This window comes from Azoarcus sp. DN11, from assembly GCF_003628555.1.
In the GTDB taxonomy this organism is placed as follows: domain Bacteria; phylum Pseudomonadota; class Gammaproteobacteria; order Burkholderiales; family Rhodocyclaceae; genus Aromatoleum.
Genome location: NZ_CP021731.1, coordinates 320,263 through 335,252, shown reverse-complemented (window position 1 = coordinate 335,252; position 14,990 = coordinate 320,263). Strand labels below are relative to the sequence as shown.

Annotated in this window: 12 protein-coding genes; 7 read left to right on the top strand and 5 right to left on the bottom strand. The window is 66.2% G+C overall.

What is annotated here, in order from left to right:
- Positions 1 to 34: 34 nt before the first annotated feature.
- The 3 genes from CDA09_RS01510 to CDA09_RS01500 are packed head-to-tail and all read right to left on the bottom strand — an operon-like array spanning position 35 to position 3,484.
- Positions 35 to 1,120, bottom strand: coding sequence for a class I SAM-dependent methyltransferase (locus CDA09_RS01510; protein ID WP_128106522.1), 1,086 nt, complete (start codon positions 1,118 to 1,120; stop codon positions 35 to 37).
- Positions 1,083 to 2,552, bottom strand: a complete 1,470-nt coding sequence (locus CDA09_RS01505; RefSeq protein ID WP_121427002.1) for an oligosaccharide flippase family protein — start codon at positions 2,550 to 2,552, stop codon at positions 1,083 to 1,085. Before CDA09_RS01505 ends, CDA09_RS01510 begins: the two co-directional genes overlap by 38 nt.
- A complete protein-coding gene (locus CDA09_RS01500) occupies positions 2,549 to 3,484 on the bottom strand; it encodes a glycosyltransferase family 2 protein (RefSeq protein WP_121427001.1) in 936 nt (311 codons plus the stop codon). Before CDA09_RS01500 ends, CDA09_RS01505 begins: the two co-directional genes overlap by 4 nt.
- 194 nt (positions 3,485 to 3,678) lie before the next feature.
- Here CDA09_RS01500 and CDA09_RS01495 point away from each other — a divergent pair, with 194 nt between their 5' ends.
- From CDA09_RS01495 to CDA09_RS01485, 3 genes are all read left to right on the top strand, one after another.
- Positions 3,679 to 5,517, top strand: coding sequence for a tetratricopeptide repeat protein (locus tag CDA09_RS01495; RefSeq protein WP_286164348.1), 1,839 nt, complete (start codon positions 3,679 to 3,681; stop codon positions 5,515 to 5,517).
- Between the two features lie 91 nt (positions 5,518 to 5,608).
- Positions 5,609 to 7,198, top strand: coding sequence for a tetratricopeptide repeat protein (locus CDA09_RS01490; protein ID WP_121427000.1), 1,590 nt, complete (start codon positions 5,609 to 5,611; stop codon positions 7,196 to 7,198).
- A gap of 14 nt (positions 7,199 to 7,212) precedes the next feature.
- Entirely contained in the window at positions 7,213 to 9,291 is a 2,079-nt protein-coding gene (locus CDA09_RS01485; protein ID WP_121426999.1) for a tetratricopeptide repeat protein, read from the top strand.
- A 53-nt stretch (positions 9,292 to 9,344) separates the two neighbouring features.
- Here CDA09_RS01485 and CDA09_RS01480 read toward each other — a convergent pair whose 3' ends face one another.
- Positions 9,345 to 10,346: a c-type cytochrome gene (locus tag CDA09_RS01480; RefSeq protein ID WP_121426998.1), complete on the bottom strand. Its 1,002-nt coding sequence runs from the start codon at positions 10,344 to 10,346 to the stop codon at positions 9,345 to 9,347.
- The gene (locus tag CDA09_RS01475) at positions 10,343 to 11,209 is read right to left on the bottom strand and encodes a c-type cytochrome (protein WP_121426997.1); all 867 of its coding nucleotides are present in this window, start codon (positions 11,207 to 11,209) and stop codon (positions 10,343 to 10,345) included. The genes CDA09_RS01480 and CDA09_RS01475 overlap by 4 nt, the downstream gene beginning before the upstream one ends.
- A gap of 145 nt (positions 11,210 to 11,354) precedes the next feature.
- On the opposite strand from CDA09_RS01475, the gene CDA09_RS01470 reads away from it, so the two are divergent.
- The 4 genes from CDA09_RS01470 (at position 11,355) to CDA09_RS01455 (ending at position 14,830) form a co-directional block, all read left to right on the top strand.
- Positions 11,355 to 11,657: a c-type cytochrome gene (locus CDA09_RS01470; protein ID WP_121426996.1), complete on the top strand. Its 303-nt coding sequence runs from the start codon at positions 11,355 to 11,357 to the stop codon at positions 11,655 to 11,657.
- An 84-nt stretch (positions 11,658 to 11,741) separates the two neighbouring features.
- On the top strand, positions 11,742 to 12,494 hold the full coding sequence (locus CDA09_RS01465) for a cytochrome c3 family protein (protein ID WP_286164506.1): 753 nt from the start codon (positions 11,742 to 11,744) through the stop codon (positions 12,492 to 12,494).
- 83 nt (positions 12,495 to 12,577) lie between these two features.
- The gene (locus CDA09_RS01460) at positions 12,578 to 13,738 is read left to right on the top strand and encodes a 6-bladed beta-propeller (RefSeq protein ID WP_121426995.1); all 1,161 of its coding nucleotides are present in this window, start codon (positions 12,578 to 12,580) and stop codon (positions 13,736 to 13,738) included.
- Positions 13,739 to 14,029: 291 nt separating this feature from the next.
- Entirely contained in the window at positions 14,030 to 14,830 is an 801-nt protein-coding gene (locus CDA09_RS01455) for a cytochrome c3 family protein (RefSeq protein ID WP_121426994.1), read from the top strand.
- Positions 14,831 to 14,990 lie beyond the last annotated feature (160 nt).

The following is a 14,990-nucleotide window of genomic DNA, read 5'->3' as shown; positions in this document are numbered from 1 at the left end:
GACGCCCCGACTGCCGACCAGAACGACAGGCCGCTCACTTTTCCTTCACCGCCCGAAAAGTCAGGAATTCGCGCTGCCCGGGAGCGAGCATCTCGCAAGCCTCCGCCAGCACATCCGACATCTTCGGTCTGCCTTTCCGCGATGCCGTCAGAACGTCCTCGTCACGCCCGATCGCCTCGCTCGCGGCAAAGATGGAGTACAGCACCAGCCCACGGAGCTCCTGCGAAATACGCGAAAAACCGGCCTTGCGCAAGGCGGCGCGCAACGAATCGGGTGTGAACAGCACGAGATGCCGCGGCGGCTCCAGCCCGCGCCAGTTCGGTCCGTACAGGCGATGCCCGAGGCTCGCGAGATTGGGCGTTTCGAGCCACAGGCGCCCGCCGGGCTTCAGGAGACGGTGGATGCGCACGAGCATGTCGACGGGATCATGAACATGCTCGATGACATGGCTCGCGGTAATCACGTCGTAGCGTTCGCGCACGTCGTCGAACAGCTCGATGCCGCCGTGGCGGACCTGCAAACCCTCGGCGCGGGCGGCGCGAACCGCCTGCTCGTCGAAATCGATCCCCTCCGCACGCCACCCCATCTCACGCGCCACCGCGAGGAAGCGGCCGTTGCCGCATCCCACGTCGAGCAGCGCGCCCCCACCCGCCGGCGGACGGGCCAGATGGCGGCATTCGGCGTCCGCCGCCGCACGCAGCGGCGGCAGCAGCGGAATGAGCAGACGGCCCGCCGCTCGCGCGGGATGGCGCGCAAGCCCGTAACGGCTGTTCAGGTAGCCGTTGAGCCAGTCGTGCAGCAGCGTCCTGATCGCGCCGATCCGCCGGACCGTCGGCACGTTCTGGGCACAATGCGTGTAGTAGTTCGAATACGCGCGCCCGATCGTCGCACGATCCGGGCGCGGAGCCAGATAGGCCGCGCCACACCCCCCGCAGCGATACATGTTCCAGCGCCCGGGCGCAACGCGAAAGATGCGGTCGGTCAGTCCGGCGTGCAGCAGCGCCCGTTGCCCGAATCCGCAAACCGGACAACGCTCGACCGCCTCGCACTCGGACTCCGGCCACTCGGCGACATCGGAAGGGTCAACTGCGGCGATGATCGGCCTCCTGGGGTTTGGCAAACAGTCGCTGACGGCCGAAGCGCCACAGCATTCCGGCAAAGGCCAGCGCGACGACCGCGGCAAGCGCCCAGCGCAAGACCGGAGCCGTCACCATCATGCTGGCTGCCAGCAGCGTCATGCCACCCGTAATGCGTATTCCCGCTTGCCGCAGAACGGCCCTGCAATCCGGCTCGAAATGCGCAGCCGCGACGAACAGCAGGCTCGTGTCGATCGCAATCCGCGCACACCAGGCCAGCGCGGCGCCCAGTACGCCGAACTGCGCCACTGCGGCCACGAGCAGCAGCGCATAGACCGGAAACTCCAGCAGGTGCAGCTTCGCAGTCACATCCGAACGACCTGCCGACTGGAGCATCGCGTACGGGATGTGTGCGAACCCGTTCAGGAACACGCCCGACAACAGCCAGCGGGCGATTCCCGCCCCTTCGCTGGCCATCGATGCGTTCAGCCAGACGGTCAGCAATTCATCGGCAAGCAGCATCGGAATGGCCACCAGCGGAAACCAGAGCACCGTCATCGCCGTCACGGCACCGCGCACCAGTTCGGCACTCTGCATCCGCGCCCCGGACCGCTTCGCGAGTTCCGGAAATGCGGCATTGACCGCCCCCATCGGAAGCGCACCGAATCGCGATACCGCATCGAGCGGTACCGTGTACAACGCCACTACCGCCGGCGGCAGGATGCTGGCCAGATAGAAACGATCGGCAAAAACCATCAGCGGGCCGATCACGCTCGAGACCGACAGCCACGCGCCAAAACTCACGAGCCGCCGGATCGCGCCGTCCGCGGCCCGGTGCCCGCGACCGAAGTCGAGTTCCGCGCGTACCAGCCACAGCCAGGGCAGCATCGCGACGATTCTTACGGCCGCCAGCGACGCGAGCGTGAGATCGAGACGCTGAGTCAGCATGGCCGTCACGCCAGGCACCAGAAAGGTCGCGGTGCCGAATGCGAGACGGACGACATTGACGACGGCAAAGCGCTGGAAACCCTCGAGGCAACCGACGAGGCCCGTCGACACCAGTGTGAACGGCAGGGACGCGGCCACCCAACGCAGGCCATCCACCGCCTCGTCGCCCAGGAGTCGCTCGAATCCGAACGCCTTGACGACCAGCAGCGGCGCCCCGAACCACAACACCGCCGCCCAGAACACCCCGAGGGCCAGCAGCATGCCCAGCGCCTTGCGGGCCAGCGCGGCCAGTTCGAACGGCGCAGCCCCGCGTCCGTGCTCACTCGCAACGACCTGGGTCAGCGCCCGACCGAGCCCCAGATCGAAGATGCCCGAAAAACCGATCAATCCGATTGCGAGCGTGAACACGCCCAGGCGCGCGGCACCGAGCCCATGGAGCAGCATCGGGACCGCCAACACCCCGGCCACCGAGGGGACGACGATTCCGACGATATTCCAGACCGCGTTACGCCCGACCGGCGATCTCATTCCCGGTCCGACATCCCGACGGATACGCTGGGCCGCACACCGGCCGATCCGGCCGCGATACCGCTCATCACCTCGCTCGCACCGGGTGAGCGATACATCAACTGCGTAATCTGCTCTGACACCAGCCCGATCAGGAAGGTCGTCACCGCCGAGGTCAGCAGGAAGATGGTCGCGAGCGACAGGCGTCCGTGCAGGATGAACGTGTACGCGTAGTAACCCAGCCCCAGCAGTGCCTGCACCAGCCCCACCGGCGCAAACAGCTTCAGCGGCGAATACAGCGTCCCGATCTTGAAAATGATCAGCAGGAAGCGTGCCCCGTCCTTGAGAATCCGCACGTGGCTCTTGCCGACCCGTTTCGCGGCCTTGATCGGGATGTAGGACACCGGATAGCCGGCGCGAAAGAACGCCATCGTACTCGTGGTCGGATAGGAGAAGCCGTTCGGCAGCAGGTGCAGGAACTCGCGGAAGCGGTGCGCACGCGCCGCACGCATCCCTGAAGTGAGATCATCGATCCGGTGGCCGGTCATGTAGCTCGCCAGGCGATTGTAGAACCGGTTCGCCAGCCCGCGCCCGAGGCTCGCCTGCGAGCCGCCGTCGCGCGCGCCGACCACCATGTCGAAACCGTCGTCCAGTTGCGCGAGCAGGCGCGGGATGTCGGCCGGGTCATGCTGTCCGTCGGCATCCATGAACACGAGGATATCGCCCGTCGCCGCCCGCGCGCCGCTCTTGATCGCCGCACCGTTGCCCATGCTGTAGGGGTGGGTGACGACCGTCGCGCCCGCGCGCTCCGCCTCGTCGCGCGTGGCGTCGGTGGAGCCGTCGTTGACCACGAGCACTTCGGCATCGGGCAGAAGCGTCCTGACCCCCTCCACGACCCGTCCGATTACGGCCCCCTCGTTCTTCGCGGGCAGGATGACACTGAGTCTGTTCATGTTTCTTCCGGTGGAAACGGGCAGCCGCGCGGCCATTACCTCGTCATTGGGGCGACAATGATAGCGTCCCCTGACACTGCAAGCACGATTCATGCTCGTACACGCCAAGCGGGAACGATGCTTGCTTTTAGCCTCGACCACTCGAACAATCACCAGACCAGCAGCCGAACCACTGCATCCGCACCCCGATACCCGTGCCCCCGCTGACGCCCTCCCACCCGTCCTTCGTTGCCCGCGCGCTCGCCGCCGCCCTGCTGGTCGCGGTGGCGCTCCTCGCCTACCACGGCATCGAATTGAACGGCTTCCACTTCGACGACTGGCACAACATCCTCCTGAACCCTGCCGTCCATCTCGAACGCCTGACCCTGGGCGGCCTCATCGACGCGGCCCGCGGCGCATCGCTCCCCCACCGCCCCTTCGCTTCGATCACGTTTGCACTCGACTGGTGGCGCGGCGGCGGAGAGCACGCAGCCTCCTTTCTCGCGACGAACCTGGCGCTGCACGTCGCCACGGGCATCGCCGTGTTTGCATTCCTCGTCCAGGCGCTGGGCCGGGGCGAACCGGGCAGCCCTCCTGCCTTGCGGACGATCGCCGCGGCCGGTCTCGCCGCCGCCTGGTGGCTCGCGCAACCGATCCACGTCCAGGCCGTGAGCTATGTCGTGCAGCGCATGACGGAGCTCGCCGCGCTGTTCTCCGTCCTGTGCCTCTGGGCCTACGTGCGGGGGCGCACCGCCGCGCGCGGACGCGCCGCGTGGTGGGCGCTGTCACTGCTGAGTCTCGCGCTCGGTGCGCTGTCGAAGCAGAATGCCTGGATCACGCCCGCGCTTGTCCTGATGGCCGAGTTCCTGATCGTGCACCGCCAAGACAGGCTCAGCGGGAAGAGGCTGGACGCCGCCTTGCTCGCCCTCCCGGCGATCATCGGAACACTGGGCCTCGCCGCCCTGCTCATCGACGGCCCCGTCAGTCAGTGGGTCCTGCGCGGCTACGAATGGCGTGACTTCACGCTCGCCGAGCGCCTGCTCACCCAACCCAAGGTCGTGCTGTTCCACGTCTCGCAACTGCTGTGGCCGCTACCGGACCGTTTTTCGCTCGAACACGACGTCGAAGTCGTCCGTTCCGCCGCCTCACCCCAGTTCTGGCTGCCCATGGTCGCCATTCTCGCCTGGACGCTCGGTGGCTTGTGGCTGGCACGGCGGCGCGACACCCGGCCGGCGGCTTTCTTCGTCCTGTGGGTTCCCGTCACGCTGCTGATCGAAAGCACCGTGATTCCGCTGGAACTCGTGTTCGAACACCGCATGTACCTCCCGTCGGTCGGCGTCGCGGGCCTGATTGCACTCGGGCTCGCACGGGCGCCGCGCCGCGCCGCCCGGCTTGCGCCCTTCGCATGGGCCGCGATCGCGCTCGCCGCTGCGTTCGGCATCTGGTCGACCCAGCAGCGCCTGCCGCAATGGCGCACCGAGATCACCCTTCTGGAGAATTCGACGCGGCACGCGCCGCACTCGGTGCGGGTCTGGAACGAGCTCGGCCTGAAATACCTCGAAATCGGGAACCTCGATCGCGCACGGCGCGCCATCAACCGCGCCAACGAAATCGAACCCCGCTGGGGCGACGGCTACCCCTTCGTCAATCGCGGCGTGCTTCTGGAAGCCATGGGCCAGCCCGACAAGGCCCTGGCCGTGTACGAGGAGACGATTCGCCTGTTCCCGCGCCAAGTGCTGGGATACAACAACCGGGGGCTGATGCGCCTGCGTGCTGGCGAGTTCGAACTCGCCATCCAGGATTTCAACCGCGCGATCGATACCGATCCCGCTTACGCGCCTGCCTGGACCAACCGCGGCACCGCACAGGCGCTGCGCGGCGACACTCAGGCGGCGCTTCCCGACCTCGAAAAAGCCGTCCGGCTCTCTCCGCGCGAGTCCATCGCCTGGCACTACCTCGCAAATATCTACACGGCACAAGGCCGCGGGATCGAAGCCACCGATGCGCGGTTGCATGCGTGCCGTCTCGGGATCGCCAAGGACTGCTCGCACTAAGGCCACCATGATCGAGCACGCCGCCATGCCATCGGACGCACCCCTTGTCCGACCGAACCGGACCACAACCCGCGGGCAACACCTGCTTGTGATGCTCGCGCTGGCTCTCCTCGTGTCCCTTGCCTACCAAGGCATCGAGCGGAACAGCTTCCATTTCGACGACTGGCCCAACATCCTCGACAACGCCGCGCTGCACATGGCACATGTCAGCGTCGGGGCGCTCGTCGACGCCGCCCGCGGCGCCTTCCTGCCGCTGCGCCCCATTCCGTCGATCACTTTCGCCATCGACTGGTGGCGCGGCAGCGGCGACCCCGCAACCTTCCTCATCACCAACCTCGTCTTCCACATCCTGACGGCGTGGGCCGTCTTCGCCCTGCTGCTGCACATCCTCGCGAAGAACACGCCGCCAGCGGCCCCCGCGGTCATCGCCAGCGGCGCGGCAGCCCTGTGGTGGGCCGTCCAGCCCATCCACGTTCAGGCCGTGAGCTACGTCGTCCAGCGCATGACCGAGATGGCGGCGCTGTTCGCGGTCCTGAGCGTCTGGGCTTACCTGAAAGGCCGCACGGCAAGCCGTGCCAGGTGGTCGTGGTGGGCGCTGTCAGCAGTCAGCTTCGCACTTGCCGCGCTCTCGAAGGAAAACGCCTGGATCACGCCCGTCCTGCTGCTGATGGCCGAGCTCCTGGTCGCGCGCAACGACGCAAAGCTCATCCGCAACCGGCGCGACGCGCTGCTGCTCGTCATCCCGGCATGCGCCGCAATTGCCCTGCTCGCCGACCTCGCTTTCAGGGGGCCTGTCAGCCAATGGGCGCTCTCGGGCTACGCGATGCGCGGCTTCACGATGACAGAGCGCCTCCTTACCCAGCCCAAGGTCGTCCTCTTCCACCTGTCCCAGATCGCCTGGCCGCTTCCGCAGCGCTTTTCGCTCGAGCACGATATCGACGTCGTGCGCTCCGCAGCGTCTCCCGATTTCTGGGCGCCGCTCGCAGCGATCCTCGCCTGGTGCGCAGCCGGCGTCGCGCTCGCCGCACGGCAGGGCAGCCGTATCGCCGGCTTCTTCGTGCTATGGCTTCCCGTCACGCTGCTGATCGAGAGCTCGCTGGTCCCGCTGGAAATGGTGTTCGAGCACCGCATGTACCTGCCCGCGGTCGGCCTCGCCGGGCTGGTCGCGCTCGCATTCCGGCGCGCGATACGACACGGTGGCAAGGCCCTGCCCACCGCCACCCTCGTATTCGCCGCCGCCACGACCCTCGCCTGGTGGGCGACCAGCGAACAGGTCCCGCAGTGGCGCTCGGAGGCGAGCCTGTACGAACGGGCGGTGCAGCGTGCGCCGCGTTCGGCGCGCGCCTGGAACCAGCTCGGCATCGCCAACCTCGCCCAGCGGCGTGGCGAAACCGTCAGCCGCGACCACTACCTGCGCGCCCTCGAAGCCTTCGACCGCGCCATCGCGCTCGATGCGCAATACGCCGCGCCGCTCACCAATCGCGGCGTCGCCCGCTACGTTCAGGGCGACACCCTCGGCGCGCAGTCGGACCTCGAAAAGGCGATCGCCGTCTCGCCGCGCGAGGCCGCAGCCCAGCACTATCTCGGTGAAATCTACCAGCAGGCAGGCCGCTTCGACGAAGCGCAAATCGCCCGCCGTCGGGCATGCGCGCTCGGCGTAAGCATCGACTGCGGCCGCTGAAAACACCTCTTCCCATGTCCGACACCCCCAGCCGCGCCGAAGTGCAACGAGTCCCTTTCGCCCTGCTGCGGCTGTGCCTGATCGCACTGCTGCTCCTGACGATTGCGATCGCTTACCACGCCGCGCCGCAAAACGGATTCCATTTCGACGACGCCGTGAACGTCGTGCGTCACGGCCCCATGCACGTCGCCGAACTGGATATCGCGTCACTCAAACGGGCCGTCACCCAGGCGGTACTGCCGCAACGCGTCCTGCCCAACCTCAGCCTGGCAGTCGACTGGTGGCGCGGCAACGGCTCCCCGGCGCCATTCCAGCTCACCAACATCCTGATCCACGCCGCCACCGCCCTGGCCGTGCTCGGCCTCCTCCTCGCGGCATTCCGGCGCGCCGGCATGCCCGAACGAAGCGCCTGGATCACCGCTGCGACCGCAACCACGCTGTGGGCAACCCACCCCATCCAGGTCCAGGCAGTCACCTACATCGTCCAGCGCATGGCGTCGATGGCGGCGCTGTTCATGCTCGTCGCGCTCATCGCCTACCTCCATGCCAGAAACGCTCCCCGCCACCGGCCCTGGTATGCCGTCACCGCCCTCGCCGGCGTCGCCGCCTGCCTGTCCAAGGAGACGGCCTACATCCTTCCGGCACTGATCCTGCTCACCGAATACACGCTGTGCCGCAAACCCGGCGAGCGCATCACCTCGCGCCTCGACTGCCTCGTCCTCGCGCTGCCCGTCGCCGCGGGCCTATATGCCGTGGCAGACCTCGCGATCCTGCATGGCCCCCTGTCGGACTATGTGATGCCGGGCTACGCACATCGCGACTTCACCCCGACCGAGCGCCTGCTCACCCAACCCCGCGTGATCTTCTTCCACCTCGGCCAGATACTGCTCCCGCTGCCCGACCGCTTCTCCATCGAACACGCCTTCCCGAATTCGACAGGCCTCTGGCAGCCGTGGACCACGGCCGTCGCGATCGCCGGCATCGGCGCCTGGATCGTCGGCGGCATCTGGCTCGCCCTGCGCAGCAATTTCCCCGTTGCCGGCTTCCTGGTTCTCTGGGTCCCGGCAACTTTGGCCGTGGAAAGCAGCATCGTCCCGCTCGAAATGGTCTTCGAGCACCGCATGTACCTGCCGTCGGTCGGGCTGGCCGGTCTCGCCGGCCTCGGCCTTCACCGCCTTGCCCGCACCCGCCTCCGCCCGGCGGCGTTCGCGCTGGCCATCCTGTCCGTGCTCGGCTTCATGGCCGCGACGATCGCCCGCGTCCCGACCTGGCGGACGCCCGTCACCCTTTACGAGCATGCGGTGCGCGTCGCACCCGGCGCGGCCCGCGCATGGACCAACCTCGCGACGGCCTATGAAGGCGAAGACAGGACCACGGACGCGATCGCCGCCTACACGAAAGCCCTGGAGATCGACCCGGGCCGCACGATTGCCTATCTCAACCGCGGTTCGAGCTACCGCAAGCGTGGCGACCTCGCCGCCGCCGAAGCCGACTACCAGCGCTTCGTCCGCCTCGAAGGTGGCGACTACCGCGGCCCCTACGCGCTCGGCAGCCTGTATGCCGCAACCGGACGATACGACGATGCAATCCGCTGGCTCGACCTTGCCGGCCGGCTCGACGGACGCTCCGCACTCCCCGCACGCGAGCTTGCAGACGTCTATTTCGCCATCGGCCGCCCCGACGCCACGGTCCAGGCCCTCGAACAGGCCCGCGCCCGCGACGCCGCAATGGCCGACGCGCCCTACTTCGCGTTGCTCGGCGCGGCTTTCGGTCGCCTCGGCCGCTTCGACGAAGCGATCCGCGCATTCGACCGCGCACTGCAGCTCGATCCCGCCCAGGACGGAACGCGCCTCAATCGAGGTTACGCGTACCTGCGAAGCAACAAGCCGGGGGCAGCGCTCGCAGATTTCGACGCGGTGATCGCGCAATCCTCCGACAGCGCGCGTGCCCACTACGGCCGCGCCGCGGCCCTGGCGCAATTCGGCCGCCGGCGCGAAGCACTCGAAGCGGCGCAGCGGTCACTGATCCTCGACCCCACCGATGAGCGCGCAACCCGCCTCATCGGCGAGCTCGGCACCACGCAGCAGCCCTAGCCTGGGAGGCGCCGGGCAGCGCACGCGCCCGGCGCCGACCGCGGCCTGCCGGCTTACGGCTTCACCGGATGGAAAACACGCGAAACATACGAAACGATCGCGTCGATCTCATCGTCCTTCAGCACCGATTTCCACGCAGGCATCGACGTATTCGGCAGCCCTTCCCGGATCGTATGCGCCAGGCGCCCACGCGTCATGTCCTTCATGAACTTCGGATCGGTCAGATCGCGAGGATGCGGCTCCATGAAGCTGCCGATCCAGTTCCGCCCCGTGCCGGTCGCGCCGTGGCAGAAGGCGCAGTTCGCCTGGAACAGGGTCTCCCCGCGTTTTTCGCCAGACGTCAGGCCCGACACCTGCGGCACCACGTCATGCAGAGCATACGGACTGGCGCTCGCGATCGCATCGGTCTTGGTCGGCGGCGGCGCGTTGAAATCGCCCGGATCGAAATGGTTGCGCGGGTAGGACAGCGGCCGCCCGCCCCACGCCGGCCCCGGATCCTCGGTCCGCGAGTGGTCATGGCAGGAAATGCACGTTGTCAGGAATAGCCGCTTGCCCTTTTGTTCGGTCGGGCTGAGTTTCTCCCACGGACGATCGAGCGGAATCGCCCCCGTTGCGAAGGGAAACGCCACTTTGTTCCGCTCGTGGTTGAACCAACCGTTCTCGGGCGTGTGGTAGTGCGTGTTCACCGCCTTGGCGCGAATGAACTCGGCACGCACGAAATCCACGACGGACTCCATGTCCTGCTCGGAGATGATGCCCTTGAAGCCTTTCATCGCCGTGCCCGGCTTTCCGTCACGCACCGCGGTGATCATCCGCTCGCGGCTGATCGACTTCTCGTCGTCCTTCGTGAAGTCGCGCGGCTTGGGAGCGAGATACGTCGCTGCCAGCGTTTTCGCATCCCCGGAATAGCCGTGGCAAAAGTAGCAACGAAAGTTGTAGATCTTGCGCCCGGCCTCGTGCCGGGCGTCCCTGCCGGCGTCGGCAAACGCCGGCGCCGTGAACGAGGCCGCGGCCAATGCCGCGGCAAACCCGCCCAGCCAGATACGTCCGATCATTTCGCCTTGGCAGCCTTCTCACCGGAACGGATGAAATTCTGGAACACGTATTCCGAGACGTTGGCGATTTCCTGTTCGCTCAGAACCTTGCTCCATGCCGGCATCTCGGTCCCGTTGCGCCCGAAGAAGACCGCCGCGTAGATCGCCGGGCGGTTCAGCGTCAGGCGCGAACGCTCCTGCAGGAAATCCCGCGGCACCGGGCGAATGAAATAGGCACGCCGCCCCTGGCCGTCCCCCTTCGCTCCGTGGCATTCCGCGCAATTCTTATCGTAGAACGCCCGCCCCTTGGCCGCATCGCCCTTCAGTCCGGACGGGAACGGCGCTCCCATGTCGGCCCGCTCGTCAGGCCCCACCGGCTTGATCGGCGGAAGCGGCGCAGCGATCGGCGGCACCGGCGCCGCGCTGCCCGCAGGAGCCGGCGTCGGCGAGTCCGATCCGCCGGTCGTCCCCGAAGTCCCGGAAATGCCCTTCACGAGGCCGGCCGAAATGGCCGCGCCGCGATTGACGATTTCGGTGTGCACATAATCGGCCAATGCCCCGCGCTGCTCATCATTCAGGCGGGTCTTGAATCCCACCATTGCCGTACCCGGCTTCCCTTCGGAGATGACGTGGAAGATGTAGTCACGCGGCAGCGACGGACCGGCCTTCGTCAGGTCCCTAGGCGGCGGGTTGAGGCTCTTCATCGCCCGCGAATGGCCGTCGCCCCGGTCCCCATGACACACCGAACAATATTCGTGATAGAGCACGTCGGCCTTGATCGTGCTGCCGCTCGCGCCGAAGCTCAGCGCCGCACCGACACCCATTGCACACGCGCGCAGGACACACGCGCGCAGGAGCTGCGTGAATTGCTTGTTCTGATTCACAAGATACCTCTGGGTCGAAAAACTTCAGCCTTGATGCAAGAACCGAACCGACCTGCTCCGGATAGTGGCACGTGCATTGCTTGGATACCGATCCGACCGCGCGCGACGCCTCGGATCAGCATTGCGATTCATCGACGGGACCAGAATGAAACCTATCCTTGCAACGGCCGGCTTGGTACTCCTCGTCGCGACAACCAATGTTTCAGCGGCTGACGGCAAGGCGGTTTATACTCAAATTTGCCGTGCCTGTCATGCGACGGGCGTGGCCGGCGCCCCGATCCTCGGCAACCGGGAAGCGTGGGCGCCACGCCTGCCCACAGGGCTCGACGCGTTACAGCAATCGGCGCTTCGGGGCAGGGGTGGGATGCCACCGAAGGGGGGCAACCCAGGTCTTTCCGACAGCCAGGTGAAGGCGGCCGTCGAATACATGGTTTCGCAGTCTCGATAAACACGGCGCGGACCGGCTCCCGAACTTGAGAACGCGTTCCACGGTTTGGAAATCCGGCGATATTGCGAGCGACAATTGCGTAGCGTGCTCACCGTACCTCCTTCCCGCCTGATCGCAGCGATCGGCACGCTGCTGGTGGCCTGCTCACTCTTCTGGGGCGATCAGGCGGCCGCGGAGCGGATCGACATGCGCAACACCAAGCACAACCTCACGCAGCCGTCCGACGGCAAGGGCAGCGTCGACCCCCGCCAGATCTGCGTCTTCTGCCACACGCCGACCAATGCCAACCCGGCCGACGCGGCGCAACCGAGGTGGCAGAGCGCAGTGCCGGGTGGCGGCATCTTTCCCATGTTCGACGACATCGGACGCATGGGCAACGAAGGGAGCGAAGCCGTCGGCTCGCAGTCGATCGCCTGCCTCTCCTGCCACGACTCCTCCCAGGCCTTCGGGATCACCGGCGGGGCCTACGACCACCCTTTCGCCGTGCCGTATCGCGGCGCCCTGACTCCCGAGCAGCGCCAGAGAATCCGTGAAGAACTGCAACGGGCCGGCAAACTCATCAACACGGCCAAGCAGCTCAAGTTCGACGACGGTTTCCGCGCGGCCAGACGCGGGGTCGTCGACAACCGCCCTGTCTGGTGGGTCTCGAAGGATCCGGATTCGGCCCAGCGCGGCCGCCTGGATGTCCCCCTTTTCGTGCGCGTCGACCAGGCCGACCAGATGGAAATCCCGTTCGTGGAGTGTGCGAGCTGCCACGATCCACATACCGTGCGCCCATTGTTCCTCCGCGCCGAAGACAACCCGAGTGACCTCTGCCTGACGTGCCACGTCAAGTAGCCGGCAACGCCGTCGTGCACAGAAGCTGCTAGAGAGAGCCATCCGCAGCATTTCCATTTCGACCCTTCCAGCCCGATATGCCAATGAAACTGTTCCCTCGCCACCATGCCCCCCGAACGGGCTCGCACGCCTCCCGCGCGATTTCGCTTCTTCTCGCCTGCGTCGTCGCAGGCGGCGTCGCCTTGGTCACGGGATGCGCCGAGCTGGGTGACACCGGACCAAGCACTCACGCGAACACCGGCCCCCTCGTTTTCCCCGGCCCTCCCGACACCCCCCGATTCGTCTACGAACGTACGATCACCAGTTCGGCGGACATCGAAATCGACACCGGCGACGACGCGTTCCGGCGCCTCGTCACCGGAACCCAGCGCACAGGTTATTTCCTCACCAAACCCTATGCCGTTGCCGTCCATCGCGGCCGGATATTCGTTTCCGACTCGGCAGACCGGACCATCAAGGTCTTCGACATCGCGGCAGCAAAGTACTTCGTGATCGGCGAAGACGAACCCGGCCAGCTCGTCAAGCCGCTCGGCATCGACGTCGACCGCGCAGGGCGCCTGTACGTGGCCGACGCGACCCTGAAGATGATCATGATCTACAACCGCGACGGGAAGTTCCTGCGCAAGATCGGCGGCAACGACCTCTTCGACCGTATCTCCAGCGTCACGGTCGACCCCTCGGGCCAGCGCATCTACGTCGTCGACATCGGCGGCGTCAAATCCGAACACCACCGCGTCCGCGTCTTCGAGACTGCCACCGGCCGTCATGTCATGGACATCGGCAAACGCGGCTCGGGCCCCGGAGAGTTCAATCTTCCGCGCGACATGGCCATCGGCAAGGACGGGCGCCTCTATGTCGTGGACGGCGGAAACTTCCGCGTCCAGATCTTCAATGCGGACGGCAGCTACCACGGCAGCTTCGGCTCGGTCGGTCGTCAACTCGGGAATTTCGCCCGACCAAAGGAAATCGCAACAGACAAGGACGGCAACGTCTACGTCGCCGATGCCGCCTTCGGCAACTTCCAGATCTTCGACCCCGAGGGCGAGCTGCTGATGTATGTCGGGAACCGCTCCGAGCAGGGCGGCCCCGCCCAGTACATCCTGCCTTCGGGCATCGCCGTCGATGAAGACGGTCGGGTCTACTTCGTCGACCAGTGGTTCGCCAAGATCGACGTCTTCAGGCCATACGGTCTGCCGGCCGATCAGGGCTTCCTCGTCCATCGGGCAGCCGCTTCCAAGCACTGATAATCGATATTCCCGAGATCAGGAATATCCCAGCGTCACTTCCGGGTTTTCCCTAAGCCCTCCCTGCACGGCGCAGCAGAAACCCTGCTGCGCCGTGCTCAAAACCCCCGCCACACAGGCGATCCACGCATCCGGCAGCGTTTCGCAACCGCCCCTGGCAGTAGTGGACCAAAACATGCTTGTAGCGCTTGCAACAGCGAACTTTGTTTTGGCAGTCGTTGGCGGCGGCGGCAGCACGGGCAGCCCCCCTGCGTGACTGACAAACCGTTCAATCATCCATCGGGGGTTACCATGAAAAAAATCTTCCACCGGTCGCTCGCAGCCGCATCGATCGCATTGATCGCCGGCACCGCGTCGGCGGGCATCACGAACACGCCGCACAACCTGACGGCAACCGGGCCGGGCCCGAACAAGCAGAGCACCACGCAACAGATCTGCGTGTTCTGCCATACGCCGCACGCCGCGAACACGGCCGTTAATGCCCCCCTGTGGAACAAGGGTCTGCCGCCCACCACCTACACAACCTACTCGACGGCCAACTCGAACACGATCGACGGCGCCGTGCTGACCGTCGGCTCGGTGTCTGCCGCCTGCCTGTCCTGCCATGACGGCACCCAGGCGATGGACAACCTGGTCAACGCCCCGGGCTCCGGCGGCCTGGTGGTTGGCGGCTCCAACCGCAATTACACCTGGACCACCGGCGCGAACAAGATCACCGGCGTGGCAAACCTGCAGCCGGACCTGACCAACGACCACCCGATCGGCATCCAGTATTGCGGCGGCGGCCTGACCGGCACGGGCACGACCGTGAACGGCACGTGTAACGACAAGGACTTCAAGCTGCCGGTGACCAAGACCATCAACGGCGTGCAGGTCTTCTGGGTCGATACCAGCGTTGCCAACAACACGCGCGAGAAGACCGACATGATCCTCTACACCCGGACCTTCACGGGCGCCCAAACCGGCCCGTCCGTCGAATGCGCGTCCTGCCACGACCCGCATAGCGACAAGGCGGCTACGGGTTCCGACGTCAACTTCATGCGCGTGACGACGTCCGGCAGCAAGATCTGCCTGTCTTGCCACGTCAAGTAAATCGGGCATAGACCGCGGGCCTGTTTTTCACGCATTGCCGCAAGAACGACGCAGCCGCGGTCGCGAAAAGGGTCGGGCGACAAAGTCGCCTGGCCCTTTTTTTGTCACAATTGGGCATTATCACCAGCTTGCGCCACCTGCGGCCCAAGTGGACACTTGC